The organism is Pseudomonas sp. NPDC089407, assembly GCF_044900445.1.
Classification (GTDB): domain Bacteria; phylum Pseudomonadota; class Gammaproteobacteria; order Pseudomonadales; family Pseudomonadaceae; genus Aquipseudomonas.
In genome coordinates, this window is sequence record NZ_JBJDNB010000001.1 from 73,934 (window position 1) to 95,306 (window position 21,373).

Consider the following 21,373-nt stretch of genomic DNA (forward strand, 5'->3'; position numbering starts at 1 on the left):
GCTCAGTCTCCGACCCAGAGCCAGCCAGAGTGAACGGCAAGTCTACCCAACAGACGCTTTGGGTATGGCGGCGGGCACGCCTTCAGTAGCTATCCGGCGCGCCCGGCCAACACCCCAGGCCAGGGCCCGAGTCATCGATTCGCCGGGTCGTGAATCGAATGTTTCTTCGTGCAGCGCCATGCCCTGAGGGGCATACACCCCTATAAACAGCTGCGTTTGGCCTGTCCGAGAAAGCCTGACCTGAACATCAACGTGCGTGCCGTCGTCCAGTGTTTCGTCATGGGCACGGTGGTGAAGTTGTGGGTCTGCCCAATCCCAGAACACATTTCCACGAACTCGCATGACCCCTCCTCCAAGATTCTTTATCCATAGAAGGTGGAATGTACGACCCGCAAATTAACTTTCAAGTGCCGTAGATCAAAAAACCTAACCGAAGCGACAACTGGCCATTTGAGACTTATACAGAAAATGACGCCATGTATAAGTTTTCGCCAACAGCGCTCTATTTTCCTTCATTCGCCTCGCTTCGATTCGAAAGTGACTCGGCGAATTCGATCCACTGCTCAAACGCTGCACGGTGTGCATCGCAGGTCGCCTTCCAGTCAGGCCCACCAAGTCGGCCATAGGCAACTTGATTCATGGTGTCCGAGGTCAGCGTGTCGAGTTCTCGCAGTAACTTGTACGCGCGGTATCTTTTTTCACTTTCCGGCATCGTTCTACCTTTCAACTTCGCACAGCAAGGGGGGGCCACTTCCAGGTAGCCTCTGCCCAGTGGACCTGCCTAAGTTCCCTCCTATCCCCTCAATCATGAATTGTCCGCCGAATGGCGGCGAGGCGAAGCTATGTGTCAAGCAAAGAAACGCCCGATTCTGCTCCGCGAGCCTTGGAGGGCCAATACGGCGACGACATGGGCGGGCAGATCTTCCGAGCTACGCACCCAGACGCCATCTACTGCAATCGGCTCAAAGCACGGAGGAGTCCCGCACGAAACCCAACGCCGTTCGTCTCCCGCCAGGAAAGAATGGTGAGCACGGGAACCAGACCTGCGACCTGCTCCACCAAAGGCGTCCGATCCTGAAAGGTTTGGGGATCGGGTACCGCCCCCGTATAACTGCCGTCACACCTATGCGACAATAGCCTTAATGTCTGGTCTCAACCCCGCATTCATCGCCCAACAGCTCGGGCATAGCGTGCAGATGCTCTTATGAACACATTCGCGCTGAATTAACTCGTCCAACGACTGGCAGGCGCTGGAAAAGCTCCAGACGGGTCCGAAAAGGGTCCGTAGCTGCGAAGAAGCCACGTAAGTTATTGATAGGTAAGCTCCTTGATCTCCACCGCTAACATCACCATGCAGTTTCCTGGGGGTGTTTGGCGGTGGTAAAGGGTTGATTTTACTGGGCGAAATCCCCCTCCTCACCCCCTCATTTCCGTATCAGTGGTATCAGAATTGGTATCATTCGGTGGCCGTCGTTGACTGCTCGCTATTGGCCGATAGCTGCCCCTCGCTGACGGCAGCTATCGGCTAGGACCAGTCGTCGAGTACTTACAAAAACCGGGCGATACTGCTAAAAGCCTGCCCGATAGCAGCAAGCCGCACACTACAGGACAAGTGCATAGTTCGCGGAAATACAGCCACTAATTTTTGTCTTCACACCATTGTGCATTGTTGCACTTCATGACTGCCACCGGCTTTCCCATTTCGCCATCCCAGACCCATGCCACCGGCACGAAATCGCCATTTTCCTCACTTGAGCCTTTGAAAGTTATCTGTAAGTTCTCTTCATAAGCAGCGACACCCTTTGGCAATTCCGTAAACTCGCCTTTTTCGTTATGCCCATGAACCAACAGGATCCCAAATCCATATTGCGAAAGCTTCTTAAGCGCGTCCACCACCTCAGCGTCTTTGAAAGCCTCATCAGTACGCTCTTGAATAGATTTCATTGCAAAGCTCCTGTTGAGCTAAAGAGAGTTACCAATGCGAGTATAGTTGGACCACAAAGAATTTATGGCTCAAGGTTGACTGCCCTGCATCGACAGATGCGCAAACTGACGGCCACCCATGCGCATTCCTCTCGAACTTTGCAACGGTTTTCAAGACCGTGGTACAAGCGCCCAAACCATGCGGCCTCACGGTCGAAATCGGTTCCAAAACAGGGGCAAAACGGAATGTCTATACCGCATACTGCAAGGGTCACCGTTTCAGTTTTGGAACCGATTTTGCTGGTTTGGGGACCAATCCGGCGCGAATCGAAACCAACAAACCACGAGCACTTGCTTGACAGCTAAAGGTCGCCGCTGCTAAAGATGTGGCACTTAGCCACCACAAGGATTGATCATGGCAGCCTCGAAGTGCATCAAATGCGACAGCCCCCGCTTTGAAATTAAGAAGGCCAATATCACTGGCGCCAACTTCATCATGTACTTCATCCAGTGTGCAGGCTGTGGAGGAGTAGTAGGCGTCGTTGAGGCTGAGAACATTGGTGCGAAGCTTGAAAAAATATCGCGCAAAATTGGAGCGTTATAAGCTCCCTGGGTAAAGGCTGACCGCCTTGCTTCCAGTACTGCAGCAGTAGCGTGAGATTCGATGCTCAGGCCGCGCCACAAGCATCCTGTGCATCGAACCTGTCTAATCCGGTTTGGCTAGTTTTTGCGACTTTGACCCAGTAAAACCGAGAAGCTCTGGAGCAGTATTAGACAGCTTCAGCACCCTCACCCAGGCGTTCTGCCGGAACGAAACCCAATCTCTTCACAAGCATTTTGTCGCAATACTGGCACCTTCCCAGCAAGCCGCACTCCACCTTCTAAGTGATGGGGCCTATGCTCTGGGAGGCATCGTGTATGAGGTTTTGGTCGAAGGTGAGGCCAGCGTGCTGCAGTGCGAAGTCATCGACCTGGTAGACGAGCAGCCGCAGCCAGGCGCTTGGTCGAGCGATTGGGATGCCCAAGGCTACCGTGAGCTAGAGTTTCGCGTGGTCTCAGGCCAATGGCTCGACCCTGATGGCACACCGCATGACCTGGGCAGAAACGGCTGCGCCGAGGTGGCCGACCGGTATGCCGAGTTCATCGAGGGCGAGCTATGGCACCAGATCGACGCCGAGCGGGCCGCATGAACGATCATGCTCGAGCGCCCACAACCTAGCTGACTCCGTGAACTCCAGCATATCTGCCAGCTGATCAGCGTCAACGTCACACCGCCGGTGCGCAGACATCGCCAGCGCCGTGAGCACCATGGCTCGACCATCAGGATCAGCTACCAGAGCCTGCTGATCATTGAGCTCGTCCAGCCACGCCGGTGGCAGGCTCAACATTTGACTGTCCAGAGTTGATCAATACGCGTCGTATAGGATTGACTCATCATCTCCCGCCTCATTACCCAGTCCGGCGTTGCCGGTACGCTGGCGGCTCGCATCGTCCCCCTCCCCCAGCGCCCGTTGATGTCATCCATCACCTGCATCAGCCGGTCACATGCCACCGACTGCTTGAGCGCGAACAAATCCTCTGAAAACTCGCCTGGCTGCCGCAGATCCATCAACAGCACCTCAGCCTTGCTGTACCGAAACCCGGGCCTGAAGATCCGGCCAACCGCATCGGTGGCCAGCCGAGTCATCAAAAGGGTGTCGCAGGTTGGGTAGGGCAGTTCTACCAATGCCCCTTGGGCGTGGTGGGCTTCGTCCGGGTTGAACATTCCGGTGCGGATGCTGACGCGCATGCGCTTGCAAACCGATCCCTGGGCACGGAGCTTTTCCGCTGCGCGACCAACGTAGGTGGCCACTGCCTGCTTGATCGGCGCCAGTTCGGTCAGCCGCTTGCCGAACATCCGGCTGCAGCATATCTCCTGCTTCGGCGGTTCTGCCTCGTCCAGCTCCAGGCAGGGCGTGCCTGCCAGTTCCCGAGCGGTCTTCTCCACCACGACACTGAATTTCTGCCGCAGCGTCCAGGCATCGGCCCTGGCTAGATCCATCGCCGTGTGAATGCCCATTGCCTCGAGGTGGGCGGTCATTCGCCGGCCCACGCCCCAGACCTCCTTGACCAGGGTGTTCCGCAGCACCCAATCGCGCTTGAACGGATCGGTGATGTCGACCACGCCGCCGGTCTGGGCCTGGAGGCGCTTGGCGGTGTGGTTGGCCAGCTTCGCAAGAGTCTTTGTACCGGCGATGCCAACACCCACAGGGATGCCGGTGCATTGGAAAATCTTTGACCGCACCTTGCGCCCAAACTGGGTCAGGTTTTCCTGAATACCCGACAAGTCAGCGAAGCATTCGTCGATGCTGTAGATCTCGGTGGCCGGCACCATCGACTCGATCAGGGTCATGACGCGCTCACTCATGTCGCCGTACAGCGCGTAATTGCTGCTGAAGGCGATGATGCCGTGCCGGCGCAGCTTGTCCTTCGCCTGGAAATACGGCTCGCCCATCTTCACGTAAGGCTTGGCGTCGTACGACCTGGCAATCACGCACCCATCGTTGTTGCTCAGTACCACGATCGGGGTCTTGGCTAGGTCTGGACGAAACACGCGCTCGCAGCTCGCGTAGAACGAGTTGCAGTCGATCAGCGCGAACACCTGGTCACTGCGCATGGTCGCGAACGCTGTAACGTACGACACCCCAGATGACGAGCTCGTCGCCCTCCATGATGTACCGCGGTGGGTAGGCTGGATTCTCCGATTTCAGTATCACCACGCCGTCGCGTCGGTGCAGACGCTTGCACACTGGCTCGCTGTTCACAGCGGCAATCACCACATCGCCGTGCTCGGCTTCGCGGCCGCGGTCTACGATGACGATATCGCCCGAGTAGATTCCAGCCCCCTGCATGCTGTCGCCCTCCACTTTCACTAGATACACATGGGGCGCTCGGAGGTCGAAAAGCTCATCCAGGGAGATATGGCCTTCCAAATGGTCCGCTGCCGGCGAAGGGAACCCGGCCGGGACATGGAACGAGTACAGCGGTAACGGTTCGGTACCGCCGGTAGGCGTACCCAAGAATGTGATGGTCATGATGGAAGGTCCAATGCAAACTGTATGCATATACAGTAAATCTGGCATCGGGTGCCCGGTCAATCCTGGGCGGTGAAATTTCTGACGGGCGAGAGGTGGGATATGTGCGGACGGTACTCGATCTACGAGTCGATGGATCACTACCTGCGCCAGCTGTCGCTGGACCTAGTGGTGATAAATGGCTACGACCATGAGCCAATCAACCGGTACAACGTAGCGCCGTCCACTCGCGTGGAAATCATTCGCCAGGTTGGGGATGGGTTGAGTGCGGATCGGGTCAAGTGGGGATGGTCGCCTTTCTGGGCGAAGGGGAAGCGCCCGGATCCGATCAATGCTCGGGCCGAGACGGTAGTGACGGGAAAGTTCTTCAAGGGGCTATGGCCAAACGGCAGAGCCTTGGCCCCTGCAAATGGCTGGTTTGAATGGCTGCCTGATCCAGCGGACCCAAAGCGAAAGCAGCCCTACTACATCACCAGCGTCGACGGCGAGCCACTATTCTTTGCAGCTCTAGCTGAGGTTCACCACAGCTTGGAGCCGGATGAGCGCGATGGATTCGTGATCATAACCGCGGCGGCCGACCAAGGGCTGGTCGATATCCACGACCGAAAGCCTCTGGTGCTCTCCCCTGATATTGCCAGGGAGTGGATGGACCCAGCCACAACGCCTGCGCGCGCTGCGGAGATTGTCGAAGCTGGATGCAGGCCCGCTCAGGATTTTCGCTGGTTCCCTGTAGGTAAGGCCGTCGGCAACGTGCGCAACCAAGGACCAGAACTGGTTGAGCCGATTCAGTGAAGCGGCGGAAGATCCTTGCCGCGCGCCTTGGCAATCACCCTAAGTTGGTAGTCGGAAACCACCTGAAACAGAGACTCAGCCAGAAGGCGTAGGCGCTCCACTTCCTCCACCGGCGCGCCACGGTCCTTGGCCTGATGGTACTCGCGCATAGCGTCGATAGCCTGCTGAATCAGCGGCTCGCCGGCTTCGACCATTCCTATGAAGGTGCGCTTGTCCATTGCGATGCCCTTTTCACTTGGATGTGATCATCATAAAGCACCTCGAGGTCCGCTCCTGGGAAAGATTGCCTTGCCTAAGGAATCGTGTAAATTCTCAAGCGATTTGATGGCACATAGCCAGGAGGCCTGCACATGAAAGAGTCATTTGACCTGACAACGAAAGAAGGCTTAGAGCAAGCAAGGTCTGTTGCGAAAAATGTTGGTACGGCGATTGTTTTGGCCAATCCCATTTTTGCTATTGCTAATACGGGCATGCGAATCGCAAAAGGCATGACTAAAACCAACTCTATAGAGACGCAAGCTCAAGCAGCTGTGGACATCATCAAGGCGGGCAAAGAGAACGGCGCGAAGCGAGTTAAAGTCACACTTGATCAAGAAGCCGGCGCAAATCTGAACGTTCCCATCGAGGGCGTGAACGTATCCGCTAAGGTTGGCAGCAACGGTAAGATGACACTTGAAGTTGAGTACTAAATTTTTACCTACAAGCTTCGACTGCTGGCTCAAGCTGCTTCTCATAGCCGAGTCGCTGCCGCCGCTCCGCCAGTAGTGCTCTCACCGTCACCTCAAGGCTGTCGGTTTTGCCAGATCCGGCGCCCTAGTGAAGTGAAGTGTCGATGGATCCAATGGTGATTAATAGGACGCAAGCTGATACTATTCAGCCACGCTAGCTTTTCCACTCATAGGGACCAAGATAGCTAGAAGCCCTGGACGCCAGCATCCGGGGCTTCGTTTTTCTGCCTACGGCCCCTTCATCCCTTCAACTACAGCCTCGCATGCCAAGCCAGCTATTCGGCTTCGCTCAAGCGCTGCCGCGCAGCTGCCCGCCATTCGGTCAGCGTCTTCAAGCAATCCCCCGAGCACCACGACGGCAGAGGTTCCTGTCTTGCGCTGCTGGGCAGCGATGGTATCGCAGGTGGCTCGGTGGCCATCCCGCAGTCGCTTGATCTCACCGTGCAGCCCACTAGCAGCAGACTCAGCAGCAGCGGCCCGGTCTTGGGCCAGTTCCAGTTTCTGTCGTGCATTCTCGCCCTCCTCGTCCGCCTCGGCCTGGCGGCGCCTCTCTTCTGTTCTGGCCTGTACAGCGGCGCGCCGGTCGCGCTCGGCAGCCTGCAGGCGGTAGTCGGACAGAGCCTTGCCGGCCTTGGCTGTTTCCGTCCTAGCAGCCGCCGCAGAACCATCGGCAATCACCACCCGGTATTGCTGGCCGCCGGCAACCAGCACCATGGCTATCAACCACCAGCACCAGGCAGGTACCGCGCCGAGCAAGGTCAAGCCCCCCCCAGGAACAGGTCCCGCTCGGCGGCCCGCCTGCGTACCAAGCCAGCCAGCACCTGCCCGCCGGCCTTGTTCCAGCGCGAGAACTGTTCGGCAGCGGCTGCATAGTTGCCTGCATTGAGCAGCCGGCGGAGCGTGGAAGACTCGAGATTGGCCGCGCCCAAGTTGTAGGTGAAGCTCATCAGGGCGTCCCACTGGTTTTGACTCAGCGGCGTCGTTACCAGGCGCTGCACCTCAGGCTCGAAGCGCTGCACGTCGTTCAGCAGCATGCGCTCGGCCTGTTCCTTGGTGATCGACATCCCCGACTTAACGCCTCTGGTTGTGCCGTATCCAATGGTCCAGACGCCGACTGAATCCTGATAGGCCTGCAGACGCAGGCCTTCGAATGACTTGATGAGGCTCAAGCCGCGTTGCGATGTTCGCATGGGTTCCTCCAAGCATGAAAAAGCCCGCACATGGCGGGCGGGCTGTACATGGTTTCAGGTCTCGATCAGAGCCCCGTTCTACAAAGCAGAAAATCTTAGATAGCAATGAGCCACGTCAGCGGCTACGCTTTGCTTTTTGGTATTCCTTCCAAGCTTGTCGAACAGGACCATCTTTTCGAAATCCAAACCATCCGACAAAAACAGCCAAACTTAAAAAACCTAAAGCAATGACAATTAAGAAAAAAACGAATAAATCCATGCTAAATCTCTCACTTGAAACAGCAAATGTTATCCATACCACCGGATCAGTAATTGCGATAATTTCAGCATTTATCGCTGCCGTAGCGGGCGCCATGACATTCGTGGCCTCAGTGGTTCAGAGCCAACATGCCGACCAAAAAATAGCAGAAGCTAACAGCTTGAGCGCTATAGCGAATAACTCGGCAGCTGAAGCCAATCAAAAAACCGAGGAGCTCGTACAGCAAAACCTCGAACTTTCTATAAAGCTTGAGAGCGAGAGGAATGAAAGGCTGCGTTTACAAAACAGCCTGGGGCCAAGAAAAATAAGTCCGGAAACCGCGTTAAAACTGATGGAAGATCTCAAAGGACTCGGCAATTCATCGATACGTCTTAAAATCGCCAGAAATGAAGAAGAGGTTGAAAAATATGCAGCCCAGATATTCCTTATATTGAAAATGGCCGGAATACCAACAACAGCACAGAAGACGCATACTATTTCATCTGGAAGCAATACAGGAGTTCAAGCGGTGTTTTTCAACGGGCCGGAAAGCGAGAAAATCGAAAGCATTTTTCGCGAGTCTGGAGTATTCAGTAGGATTCTCCGGCCCAAGATCGACGCAAGCAACCAAGACGGTTTCGGTTTCAACACCAGTGAAATTACTGCTGTAATTACAGTTTTCCCGAAGGATCACGTTCTTCCCTGATCTTAAAATCAAGCCTAAATGGATTGATTCGTTGGATTATAACTGGCTAAACCGTGATCCCTCGACCTTCCGCGTACTCGCGAAGATCGGAGGCTACAAGCAAGATCTCCTCCTCTTCCAAAACCTCGCTGTGGTACTGGAAGACCGCGACATCGCAGACACCGGTATACGAGGTGTAAGCGCTACCAATTCGGATCTTGTCAGGAGACACCCTTCGGATAGCTGTTGGTGTTGCACTTGCGGTATAGGGAACGGTGAGGTTTCGGTTGATCAGCTTACCGTCACTGAAGGACAGCATCATCATCGCCCAGGTTGTGAGCGGAATGACCTGCGTGGTGGCAACAGCCAAAACGCCGTCAGCTGCGTCATTGGCCGCGTGAGTCGAGTGGCCATTCACCCGCGATACGGCGCCACCAGCGTAAAGGCCAACGCCGCTATATCCCGGCAGTACAGCCCCGCCAATCCCGCGGTATGTGCCCGCTAGCAACGTCCGATTGGCTACGGCGCCATCGTCGACCAGGTTGCGCGCGATCACGAACATCGTGCCATTCCGGCTTTCTGCGATTCCGGTCTGCAGGAAGTGCTGAAGCCCAGTGCAGCGGAGGTAGGAAGAGTTCACCACCGGCGCGCCGAAGATGGTCCCCTTGAGGCTGCTCTTGCCCGGGGCATAGTTGCGCTGGCACTTCTCCAAGCTTTCATTAAGGAAATGGATGCCCTCCAGCGCCCGGCGTACCGGACTGGCATAGGCGGTTGCGACATTTTCCGCGTCCACATCGGTGGCAACAATACTTACACCCATCATCAACTCCTTAGAAGCCGGACTGCCGGCTGTACTCAAACATCACGCAAGGGTTATGCAGCGCGTACACCGCCCCGGATGGGGAGGTGGCGGTGTCGTACAGCCCGTGCGTATCGCGTAGATTGCCCCGAGCCCCAATCGCAGGCCCCGAAGCAGCTGGGTCGCCGATGCGGCCGCGCGCATAGGTCAGGATGGCATCTGCCGAGGCGGGCCGGCTCAGCGAAATGCGCACAGTATCCTCGGCCGAAACGGCAACGCCGCTGATCAAGCTGGTGGCCACCGCGTCGGACTCGCGGATATCAAAACCTTGGTTCGCCGCTGCAGCGGCTAGCGCTGTGTCGACGACCAGGCGCCCACGAGGAACGTGGAACTTGATGTCGATGTGGTCATCACCCCACGTCACGGCCACTGGCTCAAGCGGCCGCCACTTGCCGCTGCGCCTGATCATGGTTTCGTACATTGCCCGGCTGTGATACTCACCCATCAGCCAGCTGGCCTCATTGGTCAGGTGGAGGTTGTCTTCGGTGACCACCGGCAGAATGTACGCCGGCACCGACATCACCACGTCGGGCCGCTGACGGCTTGCGCGCCACTGAGCCAGTGCAATCTGCATCGTGTCGCTGCTGTACTTGCGATGTGCCGCTACCTGATAGGTGAAGATGTAGGGCAAGAACTTCTGGCCGGTGATCTGCGAAATCTGGACCGACATTTTGTCGAACAGATCCAGGTAGAGCTGGGTGTACTGATAGGCCGACCGCGTTCCTGGCGAGCTGACCGGATAGTTGGCCTCGCCTTGCTCCCAGGCATAGGCCCACACCGAGTAGGATTTGCCCAGCGAGGCAGACAGCGCGGCCTGGCTCTTGATCAGCTCGATGGTTTTTTCAAAGTACCCGACCCCGCCTGGCCCAAGCGCCTCGACGGTTTGCCCTCCCTGGCCGGGCGATGCGCCAACGAACACCCAGTTGGCCGCAGACTCGCCACCAGCGACTGCACGCCGAACGGCGCCATTACACATCGCCGTAACTGGCGTCTCGCCGTCTTCACCCACTACGGTCTCCACCAAAGGTAGGTAGGAGGAGGCGTTGAAGCCCGATTCAGTCGCTCGAACCTTTGTGCCGCTGGCCAGCATGAGGTTGCCGTACAGTTGCTCCACCGACAGTACCGGTGTCGACTTGGCGCCGCGGGAAAGCGACTGACCGTAATTGATGATTGCGATGTGGTTAGTCCGCAGCTGATGATTCAGCGCCAGCAGCAGGTCTATTGACGGACTTGTAACCGGTGTAGCACCGGTGAATTGACCTTCAGCCCCGGGGATGATGAAGCCCTTCTTGTCAACGAACTCGATGCCCTGACTGTTCGACTTCCTAAGTACCAGTCCGTTGATGTCGGATTGCTGCACCCCGAAGGTGGCCATGCTCGTTCCCAGTAGATCGGTAACCTTGAGCCCATCCGACCTCAGTTTTCCGCCGAGCAGCTGCAATGCGCCATCAAGCATCAACTGCGCCAGGATGAACTTACCAGCGCGGAACTCGTGCGATACCACATCGCTTGCGAACTCCTGCACACGGCTTGCAATCTCGTTTACTGCCGCGCTGTTCGGCACAGTGTCGATGTAAGTCGCTACTCCGCTATCGTTTCGATACAGGTCGACATAGCCCTTGGCATCAGCCGAAACCACGCTGAAATACCCGCCTGACACAGTGCCTGCCAGACCTAGAGCAGTCGAAGTGTAGATGAGCGCTCCGCTCATCTGCGTGGAAAGGTCGGCAAGCACTTTGGCATTGGTCGGTCGCTGGACGCCCCCGCCGACGTCGACCATCTTGATATCAGGCGACAAGAACAGCTCATTTGCCGTGTCAATCGTTTGGGTCAAGCGTGCGAGATCTTCTGCTCCGCTCATGTTTACTCCAGGCGAAAAAAAGCCCACCGAAGTGGGCAGGGAATTAGGTGGCCGTGGCGCCAGGCCATGATCGGGTGTACCAGCGCTCAAGCAGCGAGCGAAGCTGGGCGGTCATCACCGTGATCGGCATCCCAGCAAGTAATGAAGTGAATTCGGCTTCGTCGACGATTGGCAGCTCGAACAGCTCAAGCTCTGCGGTGTAAAGCCAGTGATTCACGCCAACCGGCTCCGGCACCACCGGCTTATCCGTGAACCGAGCCCTTGTAGGCTGCAGGCCCAGTGAAGTTTTGATCGGACAGAGAAACCAGTCCGCCCACTTGATGCCCCACTTCCGCCACCCGTCGAAAAGCTTTGCCTGGTTTTTCGTGAACAACCAAGTGACGTTCACAAGGGTCGGAACCGTTCGATAGCGCCGGCGCTGCATGGCCCTTCCGGTGACCAGCGGCGTTCGCTCGATGGGACTAACGGGCGAAAAACCATAACCATCACGCAACGGCAGCGGTAGGTTGTCAGGTATCGAAAGCATCAGGCCCTTCCTCAGGTCGGTGCAAAATTGTCGTCATCGTCATACACCCGTACGTCGTAGTTCACGGCCTCGACATTGGCGGTGAAGCCTTCGGACTTGATGGAATCGATCAGAATCGGGTAGCTCCAACGGGTAGTTGTGCCGAACTGCAGATGCGGAGGCTCGATGCTCCAGGACAGATCCGGCACGAAGTCGAGCTCCGGAACGGTCAGCCTGGTCTCGTCGACCCGGGTTGCAGGCCATGGGCCACTGAGCGTGCCATCCGGACGGCGCAGACCTACGACATGGTTTGCACCTTCATCCCACGGCAGCGGTTCCGAGCTCTCCAGCAAGGTCAGGTTGTTACCCACCTGAAAGTCGACAAGGAGAGCGCTTTGGCCATAGCCGGGAATGTCGTCGGAGGCGGCACAATAGCTTTTGTACCGGCTGTTCATCGCAGCGAGCTCTGTCGAGAACGTGTATCCGTGCCGCTGATACCTGTAACGACGGCGCTGCCTTATCCCGATACGCCACGCTCGATCCCGATTGATCACGCCCTTGAGGGTGATTTTCTCGGTTTTAAGGCCTTGGTCACCGGGCAGTCGGCACTTCACTGTCTCCTTCTGCCAGGTGTTTTCGTCGGTGTACTCGACATCGACCCCGTCGTAATCGTCGGGTCGCACGTTGGTAAACTTGCGGACGAGCCTCGTTGTCATGCTCTGTGGCGAGTACAGGTGCTCGTAGACTGATCGCGGCTCGTCACGCACTGGGCGTATCAGGCCACGATCAATGGTCAGCTCGGCAAAGCCAGCCATCAGAACGGTATTCAGCGCCTCTAGCACCGTTTCCTGACCGTTGACCTCAAGGTCGAACTTGTCGCCACGGGCCTTCCAGATCGCGTCCAAGCGGTCCAACTCAACCAAGTCAAGGTCATCGTCGGTGTAGCCAATGGTCCTGGCCACGTGAGCAACCCACGGAACGATGTCCCTGGTGGGCGTCTCGACTGCCCAAGCGCCGCCATTTCGAACAGGAAGCACTCTGGTTGGCCGTACCGACACCATGGTTTGCGACTGAGCGGAAAGCCGGTTGCTGCCCTTGATGTAGACGACCATAACGGTCACATCGGCATAGCGACGCGGAATACGCTCGATCCTGGCCCGCAAGCCAAACCACTGCACCCGGTCCTGCTTGTTGGTGCTGGTCGACTCTTCGCCGATTCGCCGCACGCGCACTTCCGGCCGCATGGAGGTCGGCAGCGAGATCTTGCGGGTGTAGCCCATCTGGTCAGGCGATGTGGCCGTGTAGGTCGTCGTGACCGATGTCCAATCTCCAGCTGTCGCGATGTCGCGATACTGGATCTCGACCTTAACGCTAACCTGGCGCGGATTGCCGTTCTTGTCCGTGTAGCGGATGAGGCCTTGCGGGAAGAAGAAGTCCACTTCAAGTCGGCGTGTGACCTCCCCAGCCGGCAGCGCTGCGATTGGGCCAGACCAGTCGCCCTCGGTGGTCGAGCCATCGAGGACGATGTTGGCGTCGTTGGTTTCTATAGGGTTGAAGCCCTCCCACTCCTCATCCACTGCACTGATGTCGGTCAGCCTCGTAACGGTGATAGCGGACGGTCCGTGCGCTTCGTTCCCTGGCGTATCCTCGTCATCCTCCTCGGAATCATCGGACACGGCCGTAATGCGGTACCGCAGGGCGCGATAGCCGATGGCGGACAGCAACTCACCGACCTGAAGACCGATCACTGGCGCGCCACCGTCGTAAGCCAGGGTCATGTTGGCGTACTGCCCATCGGTCGCCGCTTCGGATTTGGTGCCAGTAACGAAAACCGGGCTGGAACCGAAGATGTCCGAGGTGGTACCGGTCAGGCCCAGCGCAGCACCGCTGTAGGGTGCGGCTTGCTCTGCAATGCGCAGACGCCCAGATGATGCGCTTGCTGCCAGCGGAGTACCGGCAAGCGCGCTGTTTACTGCTGCGACCAATCCAGTCAGGTTGGTGGTGGCTGTATTGAGCGTAACCGGGAACGTGCTCGCACCACGGGTAACCGTCAAGCTCAGGGGTACAGCGTCGAAGTTGAATCGACTGGGTGCCGCGCTGCCGGTCACCATAGACGGGCTGCCGGGCACCTCTGGAGTGCCTGGCACCTCAGGATTATAGGTGGCCACCACATACTCACCGGCGTTGGCCCCAGTGATTTCGATCCTCATGCCCACAAAGGGCTGCAGCATCGGCAGATGCTTGCCGCTGATCACTGTGGCGCTGCCATCGGCGGGCGCAGTGAAGGTGTGAGGGTATGGGACCTCGATCCGGGCGATCATGCCGCTGGTCCAGCCGGACGGGAACCAACCAGCGCCTTCAGGGACCGTGAGCACGAAGTCGTTTGCCTGGACTGCATTGCCCGAAAACTGCTGTTGCACCGCAACCGTAGTGGTCAGCGTCAAGCCGGCGTTGCCGGTGTTGGTCGCTCCCACCTCTGTTGCACTGTGCCACCACTGAGCGGCTGTCTCGCTGGCCAGGTCTTCGCCTGGGCCGTAAATCGCGTAACTGGCGGTACCACCCAGGGAAGCGATCGGCGTATCACCGATCAAGATATCGCTTGGGAGCACCTGATACTTGCCCTTGCCGATGCAAAGCAGAAGTTCTGCCCATTGCTCGGTGGGGTCGCCGAAGTAACGGTGCACAGGCACCAGTATGTCGGGATAGCGCTTGGGATGGCCGGCCAGTTCCGGGATGACGTCGTTCAGCGCTGGCTGGTTGCCCTTGACAGTGGAAAGGTTGAGTTCTTTGGATGTCCGGTTTTGAGTACTGGGGGTGACCGGCTTCACGGGGTCGAACGGGTTGCCCAGACCAAACAGCTTGGCCAACGGACCTGGCTTGAAAATGGTTTTGAGGGCGCTCCCCTTCGGCTCGATGTAGATCGAAACCTGATCGTCTGGAGCAACCTCGGCTTCGGCCCATGCTGCGGGGGCAACCAGATCACCATTTACCACGATGCTGATCGGCGGTACCGGTCTGGGCTCGTATCCTTTTACCTTGGCCTTCAACCAGGCTTCGATGGTAATGACTTCGGCCAGCGGATGACGCTCCAGCGGGCCGCCCTCAAGCTTGCTCGGGAAGATCTCGATCACGATGGTATTTCACCTTTGGATAGGACCGCTCGAAGTCGATCAGGCGCATGTTGGTCACCCCGGCGATGGGGTTGATCTCGAAGACCCGCAGCTCACCGTCAATCGGCACGACAACCCCGACGTGCGTGCACAGCCCGCCATGGATCACCGCGGCGATTGCTCCCGATACCGGCGGGCCAACTGGCATGAGGTCGGAGTATTGGGCGTAGGCTTTGGCGGATGATCGAAGGTCTCGTCGGTCGATCGGGCCGAAGGACGGCAGCGGCGGCAGGCCTAGCACTTCCTCGCGGATTGCCAGGACCAGCCCCCAGCAGTCGAGCAGGTATCGGCCGCCCACGACCTCGCCCCGCGCCCCGTCTTGATACGTCGCGGTGAAGTATTTGTCGTACATGGCGTTATTGGTAAGTCAGTCCTGGGAAACGGTCGGTGGTGTAGCGGTCCCTGTTCCACATCATGTTGATCAGGTCGTAGTAGCCGGCCTCAACCTGGATGGTGGGGCCGTCCATGGTCCCGCCGAATGAGGTCATCCGGTACGGCCTATCAGCAGGCTCGCCAGGGATGCTGTACAGATACTCGCGGTAAACGATTATGACCCTGGCTTCGGCCTCAAGTGAGGCGTCCAGCAGTTGCTGGGCCTCACCGGTCACGTTGTCGATGACAAAGGTCAGCGTTTGCGCGCCGCTGTTGTCCTTGTCCGGCAGCGCCACATCGATCGCCGAAGCCAGGAATGTGACCGTTTTACCAGCCTCGGTAGTTGCCCGGAAATCTTCAAAGTCCTGGACCAGGTACAGCGTCTTGCTCCAGGCCGGGCACGAGATTTCCAGCGTCGGGACGATGTCATCGCCGCCCGAGGCATAAACCACTTCGAGCGCATTCACCTTGGCACCCTCCTCGTCCCGTATGCCGCTCCGGATGCACGGCTTACCTTGCCATTGCCAGTTGCGAAACCTTTCGCAATGTGGTCTTCGGCCGCGGCAATAATCACCTTCATGGTGTCTCCATCCAATCGAGCGGATACGTTGTCATTTCCATAGTTGGCGATATGGACGTTCATCTGAGGCTGAGTCGCAGCACCTCCCCCTGACGACGCAGTGACTGCACGGGACGAGCCTGCAGCTCCGCTCGTTGTCATCCGACCGCTACGGAGAGCCTCAACCGAAGCAACACCGCCGAAGCGCTGGATATCGGCCTGACTCCAAACCACCTCGCCCTTGTGGACGACGCCAGCGGGCTCATTGACCCCACCATCACCGGTGTAACCGCCGCCGGAGAAGCCCTTGAACAGAGCAAACGCCGCCAGCAGGCCAGCACCACCCACGATTGCGGCGGCACCGAGCGTACCGACCGAGGCCACCAGTGCCGCAGGAAGCCAGGCGGACAGGGTGGTCCCTGCCGCCGCAACCTGGGCAGTAGTCGTTGTTGCGGTAGCCGCGAGGGAGGCGCTGGTGACAACGCCGATCCCAGTAACCTCGGCCGCGGTCTTGACGCCTTCCGCCGCCACCTTGGCGCTTGTGGTGGTGGCAATGCCAGCCAGCTCCAGGGCGGTGTTGATGCCATACCTGGTGCCCATCTGAATGAGCGAGCTCAGCACCTCAGTGACGATGGTCTGACCGAGGCTAGCCATCGACTCCTCAAGGTTCTTCCCTTGAACAATGGCCGCTGCCGCGTTATCGCCGATCCCCTGGGTTACCGACTCCATGGTGTTGTAGATCATGTCGGAGGTCTGGCCGGCAATGTCGCGCGCCCTGTCGCCATAGTCCTCAAAGGCCGACTGCGCACCATTCAGCCAGTTGCCCTCGGCGTCAGCCAGGTCGCGGTAGTTCTGCAGGATCTGCTGAGTGGCCGCCGTGTGGGTGCTAGCCAACGCGGCCTGTTTCTTCTCAAACTCCGTCTGGGACATGCCGCGAGAGCCGTCACCATACTGATCGGCCAGCGTGCGCTGGTCCTGGGCATAACGATCGTCCAAGGTGTTGAGCTCACCCGCAATCTGCCGATTACGTCCACCCTGCCCCACGCCGGCCACTGCTCGGGCGCCCGACTGACGGAGCGTGTCGAGCTGCAGCTGCAGGGCTTCTGTGTAGCTGGTGATGGCCCGCGTCTCAGTCTTCAGCCTGCCCTGCTCGTTGGCCGAGAGGACTGCCAATTCGCTGTCGGCATCCTTCTGCGCCTTGACCATGTTGGCCCGGGCATCAGCGATCTTCTGGTCCAACTGGATGCGCTGCGCTGCAGTGGTGCTGCTGCGGTTCTTCGTCTCCTCCAGGGCCTTGATCTGATCCTCGTAGGCAACAGTAACCTGCTCCTTCTCCGAGTTCGCCAAAGCAACGCGCTGGTGGTAGTAGGCCTCCTGCGAAACGATCCCTGCCTTCTGCAGGGCGTCCAGTTCCTTCTGGTTGTTGGCATAGCTGGTGACGATGGCCTTGAGCGCGTTCTGCTGGTCGTTCACGGACGTGAGGTCGACCGGGGTGTTACGGCCCGCAGGATCCTTGTTCTTGCTGAGAATCCCTTTGGCGATCGTGTCGTAGGCGCCGCCTGAAACCTTGTCGCCATCAAACATAACGCCGGCCAGCAGGGGGCTAGACTTCCCGGTGGAAGCGGCTGTTTCCCGAAGCTCGACAAACTTCAGCCTAAGCTGCTCAAGCGCCTTGGTACGCTTGTTCTCTGGGTTTGCGCTATCTACCTGACTTCCTAGTTCCTTCTGAAGGTTCGCTTGCTTTTCAATCGACGCCTGCAGGGCCGCCCTTTGCTTCCGCTCATTCTCCCCTGCACTTATTCGCTGCTGGATGAGCGCAATTTCATCCGTATACTGTTTCTTGAGCGAGTCACGCGCCTTGCTGCTGAACCAGAACTGCCCATCAAGGTCAGCTACCTGCTGCTGAAGCACCTGCATACGAAACTGATCGGGGTCGGCCGAGACTCCGCGCTTCAACTCGTTCCAATACCTCCTAACTGAGCTAGTCGCCTCGTCCCAGAGCTTGGCTATACCGCGTGTTGAATCAGAGATTTCTTTGTTCCGCCGAGTCATTTCCTCCGATACTTCACCGGCCAGAAGCTTAAGCGCATCCATCTGCCTGCCTTGGTCCTCAAGCGCAGAGATCTGCTCGAATACAGAGAGGCTTATCGCGTGATACTTGGAGTTGAACTCAACAGCAAAGGCAGATACGTCCTTCTTCGCCTCTACGAACTGCGTGACGAAAGTCGAAGCGCTTGTCCCTGTAGCAACTGAAAGCTGTGTAGCCGCTGAAGCAACTGCCTCGAACGCCCCGCCCGTCAACTTTCCGGTCTGCACAAGGGCCAGCAGTGCATCGTTCGCCTGGCTGAAGTATTTGCCACCCGCAAGCTTTGACTGCAGGTCGATTAGCTGGCTCGCAGACTTACCAGCCGCGCCACCAGTCGCCACCAGCGCTTTATTCAGTTCATTTAGGTCGCTGACCCCCGCGAATGCAGCAACAGATAGCCCAGCAACGGCTGCAGCCGCAAGGGATACGGGGTTGATCAAGCTAAAGGCATAGCCGCCAACAGCCTGCAAGGCAGGACCGATGCCCCCGAACATGTCCTTCAGTTGACCACCCTGCTGGAGCAAGACCGTCAACGGAGCTTGCCCGCCTTGGAGCGATACCACGATATCAGTGAACTGAGCAGGAACATTCCTCAGCGCGGCGGCAGTTGCCCTGGCAGACATGCCAGTTCTGTTGAGTGCGTCGTCGGCCCCTCCTAGCGCAGTCCTTGCTTGGTCAATTTTGGCCCTGTACTCGCCAAAGGAGTCTACGTCCAACAGCTTCTTGTCTCGATACCCCTGGAGTTTTTTCTCCATTTCATCAAGTCGCCCCAGAGCGGCAACTGTCGGGTCGATTTTACCAAGGAGTTCTTGAAGGCCGGCGGCTTCGGCTTGTCGTGACTCTGTCGACTCCTTTGACGATTTGGAAAGCCTCTCCTCCGTAGCCAGCAATGCCTGGGCACGGCTATTGATAGAGGCCTGCCGGGCATCTCGGTCAGACAAAACAGCATTCGCCTGACTCGTCACAGTCGCTTGGCGATCAAGTGAACTGCTCAGTGACTGAACATATGTGCTCGCCTCAAGAGACGCCTGGGCCATCGCCAACAGACGAGCCTTCTGTTGCTCAGTAGTCTCAGATGCATTCCGACCTGACTGTGCTGAGGCGTCGGTAGAAACAGCCAGCTTGGTCTGGGCTTGACCTGCCTGTTCAGCCCCAGTGCGCATTGCACTTAGGCCCTTGGCAGCCGAAGTGAAAGAGTCCGACGCAGAAGTTACAGCCCTGCCAACAGAAGCCATCAACTGAGCGGTTTGAGCTTGTTTGGCATTGAGCGCTTGCAGTTCTTGAACAATCTGCCGAGTGTCCCCTTGCAGTCCGTTTAGTGCACTCTCCCACGCCCTACCTGTTTTCCCGGCCGACTCTTCGCTTCGCTTACCTGCATCGACCAGCTTGCCCAGATTGTCTACTGCCTCAACGGCGTCGCCTGAATCGATCTTGATGCCGAGCTCGGCGAAGTTGGCCATGCTTTTCTCCAGGCAACAAAAAACCCGCCGAAGCGGGTTTTTCATACAGCTTTTGTCAGTTACTGAGGATCTTGGCCTTCTCGGCCTCAAACTCCTCGGTTGTTAGGTGTCCCCGTTCCTTCAAGTCAGCGAGCTTTGCTAGCTGCTGAAAACGGTCGCCTTCAGCCGGTGAAGGACTAGCTGCAGCAGTTGGCGCAGCGTCCTGGGAGAACGCCGATGCTGCCCAAACCAGTGCGACTAGCCAGCCTATGAAGGTCCATCCGGCTAACAGATTTAAAAGAAAAATCGCCGTTCCGCTCGGGTGCCCGCGCTTCCCAGCCACCATCGTCGGAATGAAGTAAATTAAGACGGCCAGTAGAAGGAGGATGAATCCGAGGCCGGCGCTGGAGCTTTGAGACATAAAATCTCTCCCTGTAAGTGGGGCAGAATTTATCATTTTGCCACCACTCTGCCCACACCATCAGGACGATGGACGCTCCTCCGCCCACTGCTTGAGAATCACCCCTTCCATGTGCCTCAGGTCACCGAAAACCCCGGCCCGCTCCTTCTTGCGAATTCCCACCAGGTCGAGAACGGCCGGTATGGCGCCATAATCCAGGCCAGATGCCCCACCAGGCCCAACCCGCCATTGCGTCGTCAACGCCTCGAATACGCAGAAGGCCGGCCAGTTCTCTGGCCACACCTGCTGTTCTTCGCCGCCGACATCAGCCTGGGTCAGCCCGAAGGCCGCCAAGGCCGCGCTGTCGTCTTGCTCGTACAGCGCGGAGGCGGCCTCACTCAGTTTCCCAAGCGGGCGGCCTGGAACGCTGCGGAATAGGCCCGCAGGATGGCCCGCGGCGCCTCATTCAAGCCAGTGACCAGCTGGCGGATCGAGTCATCGTCAAACGGCTCGTCGAACCCCCAGCCCTCCGCCACCTCCTTGACCTGCTCGACCTGGATGTCGATTTCCAGTTGCGCCACCTCTTTGAGGGTTGCTCCCTCCTTGCGGGCCGACTCAACCAACTCCTTCCCTTTCTCGTTCCACTCGTCGAACAGGTCAGCCAAGGCCAGCCGGTCACGGTATTTGAAGGTGAAGTCCACTTTCAGTACACCACCGCCAACCTTGGGGATCTCGACGGGAGCCTTGAAGTTTGCAGGTTGGGCAATTTTGAACGACTTGGCCATGCTGGCTCCTTAGGCGGCGTATCGGGTCGGGCGGGCGGCCAGCGACAGCGTGATGGTACGGGTCATCAGGCTGTTGCGGTCCAAGGTTGGGGTGGCGGAGATGGACACGTAGGCGTTGTAGTAGATCACCGAGCCATTCGGCAGCTTCAGGCGCACCACTCGCGGCTCTTTGTCTTCGTCAGCTTCTTCGCAGATCGGAACGTATGGCTTCGCCGGATCGTCCGCGACCGTCAGGGTCATGGTGATCGGGTTCTTCGTGGTCGGCAGCTGGCGGTCGTCATCGTCCTCCAGGAAGCCGAAGGTGTAGAACTGCTGCTCACCCCCACTCATCGCCACCTGGGTGATCTGAGAGATCTGGGCCCAGCTGGTCACAGCCCTGACGGAGCCGGCGCCCGAGCCAGCGGTGTAGACCTGGGTTCGAGTGGTGTCGATGCCTTCCAAGGCAAAGGTGCTGGTCAGGGCATCATCTACCCGGGCGACCTTGCCGTCCAGGCGCACCCAGCCGGACGTGACGACGACTACATCACCATCTTCCAGATCATGTGCAGCCGCCGACACTACGGCCGGATTGGCATTGCTGATGGCCGTGGCCAGAATAGCGGTTGCGAACGCGACGCCGATCTCCATGATCGCGCCATTGGGGAGTTTGAACGCCATGTGGGGTTCCTCTTGCGGGTATAAAAAACCCGCTCAGGGCGGGTATTGGT

At 58.0% G+C, this 21,373-nt stretch carries 24 protein-coding genes and 2 pseudogenes; 6 read left to right on the forward strand and 20 right to left on the reverse strand.

Translation table 11 applies throughout. The features are described 5' to 3' along the window. Positions 1-42 precede the first annotated feature (42 nt). Both ACI2KG_RS00360 and ACI2KG_RS00365 read right to left on the reverse strand, forming a co-directional pair. Positions 43-342: a hypothetical protein gene (locus ACI2KG_RS00360; RefSeq protein WP_404660323.1), complete on the reverse strand. Its 300-nt coding sequence runs from the start codon at positions 340-342 to the stop codon at positions 43-45. 160 nt (positions 343-502) lie between these two features. Further along, the gene (locus tag ACI2KG_RS00365) at positions 503-712 is read right to left on the reverse strand and encodes a hypothetical protein (protein ID WP_400615941.1); all 210 of its coding nucleotides are present in this window, start codon (positions 710-712) and stop codon (positions 503-505) included. 296 nt (positions 713-1,008) lie between these two features. Here ACI2KG_RS00365 and ACI2KG_RS00370 point away from each other — a divergent pair. Beyond that, positions 1,009-1,307: pseudogene (locus ACI2KG_RS00370) on the forward strand (site-specific integrase); the annotation flags it as partial. Positions 1,308-1,638: 331 nt separating this feature from the next. On the opposite strand, the gene ACI2KG_RS00375 reads toward ACI2KG_RS00370, so the two are convergent. Continuing rightward, a complete protein-coding gene (locus ACI2KG_RS00375; protein ID WP_404660324.1) occupies positions 1,639-1,944 on the reverse strand; it encodes a hypothetical protein in 306 nt (101 codons plus the stop codon). A gap of 394 nt (positions 1,945-2,338) precedes the next feature. Between ACI2KG_RS00375 and ACI2KG_RS00380 the strand changes: the two genes are divergently transcribed. Further along, positions 2,339-2,527 carry a hypothetical protein gene (locus ACI2KG_RS00380; RefSeq protein ID WP_404660325.1) on the forward strand — a complete coding sequence of 63 codons (189 nt, stop codon included), beginning with the start codon at positions 2,339-2,341 and terminating at the stop codon, positions 2,525-2,527. A gap of 310 nt (positions 2,528-2,837) precedes the next feature. Next, positions 2,838-3,113 carry a hypothetical protein gene (locus tag ACI2KG_RS00385; protein ID WP_404660326.1) on the forward strand — a complete coding sequence of 92 codons (276 nt, stop codon included), beginning with the start codon at positions 2,838-2,840 and terminating at the stop codon, positions 3,111-3,113. Positions 3,114-3,304: 191 nt separating this feature from the next. On the opposite strand, the gene ACI2KG_RS00390 is transcribed toward ACI2KG_RS00385, so the two are convergent. Further along, entirely contained in the window at positions 3,305-4,579 is a 1,275-nt protein-coding gene (locus ACI2KG_RS00390) for a Y-family DNA polymerase (RefSeq protein WP_404660327.1), read from the reverse strand. Continuing rightward, positions 4,569-4,997 (reverse strand): LexA family transcriptional regulator, encoded by a 429-nt coding sequence (locus tag ACI2KG_RS00395; protein WP_086977640.1) that lies wholly within the window; start codon positions 4,995-4,997, stop codon positions 4,569-4,571. Before ACI2KG_RS00395 ends, ACI2KG_RS00390 begins: the two co-directional genes overlap by 11 nt. Before the next feature lie 102 nt (positions 4,998-5,099). Between ACI2KG_RS00395 and ACI2KG_RS00400 the strand changes: the two genes are divergently transcribed. Continuing rightward, positions 5,100-5,789: an SOS response-associated peptidase family protein gene (locus ACI2KG_RS00400; RefSeq protein ID WP_404660597.1), complete on the forward strand. Its 690-nt coding sequence runs from the start codon at positions 5,100-5,102 to the stop codon at positions 5,787-5,789. Here the strand turns inward: ACI2KG_RS00400 and ACI2KG_RS00405 are convergent. Next, positions 5,783-6,007, reverse strand: a complete 225-nt coding sequence (locus ACI2KG_RS00405) for a hypothetical protein (protein WP_404660328.1) — start codon at positions 6,005-6,007, stop codon at positions 5,783-5,785. The two genes, ACI2KG_RS00400 and ACI2KG_RS00405, sit on opposite strands and share 7 nt — an antisense overlap. Positions 6,008-6,139: 132 nt before the next feature. Between ACI2KG_RS00405 and ACI2KG_RS00410 the strand changes: the two genes are divergently transcribed. After that, positions 6,140-6,478, forward strand: coding sequence for a hypothetical protein (locus ACI2KG_RS00410; protein ID WP_404660329.1), 339 nt, complete (start codon positions 6,140-6,142; stop codon positions 6,476-6,478). A gap of 4 nt (positions 6,479-6,482) precedes the next feature. Here the strand turns inward: ACI2KG_RS00410 and ACI2KG_RS00415 are convergent. The 3 genes and pseudogenes from ACI2KG_RS00415 to ACI2KG_RS00425 all read right to left on the reverse strand — a co-directional run. After that, positions 6,483-6,599 (reverse strand): annotated as a pseudogene (locus tag ACI2KG_RS00415) (hypothetical protein); the annotation flags it as partial. 146 nt (positions 6,600-6,745) lie between these two features. Then, complete coding sequence (locus tag ACI2KG_RS00420; protein WP_404660330.1) at positions 6,746-7,279, reverse strand: DUF2514 family protein; 534 nt, start codon at positions 7,277-7,279, stop codon at positions 6,746-6,748. After that, positions 7,276-7,707, reverse strand: a complete 432-nt coding sequence (locus ACI2KG_RS00425; RefSeq protein ID WP_404660331.1) for a lysozyme — start codon at positions 7,705-7,707, stop codon at positions 7,276-7,278. Before ACI2KG_RS00425 ends, ACI2KG_RS00420 begins: the two co-directional genes overlap by 4 nt. Positions 7,708-7,721: 14 nt before the next feature. On the opposite strand from ACI2KG_RS00425, the gene ACI2KG_RS00430 reads away from it, so the two are divergent. Beyond that, positions 7,722-8,651 carry a hypothetical protein gene (locus tag ACI2KG_RS00430; RefSeq protein WP_404660333.1) on the forward strand — a complete coding sequence of 310 codons (930 nt, stop codon included), beginning with the start codon at positions 7,722-7,724 and terminating at the stop codon, positions 8,649-8,651. A gap of 46 nt (positions 8,652-8,697) precedes the next feature. Here ACI2KG_RS00430 and ACI2KG_RS00435 read toward each other — a convergent pair whose 3' ends face one another. From ACI2KG_RS00435 to ACI2KG_RS00485, 11 genes are read right to left on the reverse strand one after another with little or no spacing between them, the layout of a single operon-like run. Further along, entirely contained in the window at positions 8,698-9,450 is a 753-nt protein-coding gene (locus ACI2KG_RS00435) for a hypothetical protein (protein WP_404660334.1), read from the reverse strand. A gap of 10 nt (positions 9,451-9,460) precedes the next feature. Then, entirely contained in the window at positions 9,461-11,350 is a 1,890-nt protein-coding gene (locus ACI2KG_RS00440; RefSeq protein ID WP_404660335.1) for a hypothetical protein, read from the reverse strand. 43 nt (positions 11,351-11,393) lie between these two features. After that, on the reverse strand, positions 11,394-11,876 hold the full coding sequence (locus ACI2KG_RS00445; RefSeq protein WP_404660336.1) for a hypothetical protein: 483 nt from the start codon (positions 11,874-11,876) through the stop codon (positions 11,394-11,396). Positions 11,877-11,887: 11 nt separating this feature from the next. Beyond that, on the reverse strand, positions 11,888-14,986 hold the full coding sequence (locus tag ACI2KG_RS00450; protein ID WP_404660337.1) for a host specificity factor TipJ family phage tail protein: 3,099 nt from the start codon (positions 14,984-14,986) through the stop codon (positions 11,888-11,890). Further along, entirely contained in the window at positions 14,958-15,377 is a 420-nt protein-coding gene (locus ACI2KG_RS00455; RefSeq protein WP_404660338.1) for a hypothetical protein, read from the reverse strand. The genes ACI2KG_RS00450 and ACI2KG_RS00455 overlap by 29 nt, the downstream gene beginning before the upstream one ends. 4 nt (positions 15,378-15,381) lie before the next feature. Further along, positions 15,382-15,864, reverse strand: a complete 483-nt coding sequence (locus tag ACI2KG_RS00460) for a DUF1833 family protein (protein WP_404660339.1) — start codon at positions 15,862-15,864, stop codon at positions 15,382-15,384. After that, a complete protein-coding gene (locus tag ACI2KG_RS00465; protein ID WP_404660340.1) occupies positions 15,861-19,502 on the reverse strand; it encodes a phage tail length tape measure family protein in 3,642 nt (1,213 codons plus the stop codon). Before ACI2KG_RS00465 ends, ACI2KG_RS00460 begins: the two co-directional genes overlap by 4 nt. A gap of 55 nt (positions 19,503-19,557) precedes the next feature. Then, positions 19,558-19,902, reverse strand: a complete 345-nt coding sequence (locus ACI2KG_RS00470) for a superinfection immunity protein (protein WP_404660341.1) — start codon at positions 19,900-19,902, stop codon at positions 19,558-19,560. Between the two features lie 60 nt (positions 19,903-19,962). Further along, positions 19,963-20,235: a DUF1799 domain-containing protein gene (locus ACI2KG_RS00475; protein WP_404660342.1), complete on the reverse strand. Its 273-nt coding sequence runs from the start codon at positions 20,233-20,235 to the stop codon at positions 19,963-19,965. 44 nt (positions 20,236-20,279) lie between these two features. Beyond that, on the reverse strand, positions 20,280-20,666 hold the full coding sequence (locus ACI2KG_RS00480; protein WP_404660343.1) for a phage tail assembly chaperone: 387 nt from the start codon (positions 20,664-20,666) through the stop codon (positions 20,280-20,282). A 9-nt stretch (positions 20,667-20,675) separates the two neighbouring features. Next, positions 20,676-21,323 carry a phage tail protein gene (locus ACI2KG_RS00485; protein ID WP_404660344.1) on the reverse strand — a complete coding sequence of 216 codons (648 nt, stop codon included), beginning with the start codon at positions 21,321-21,323 and terminating at the stop codon, positions 20,676-20,678. Positions 21,324-21,373: the final 50 nt, after the last annotated feature.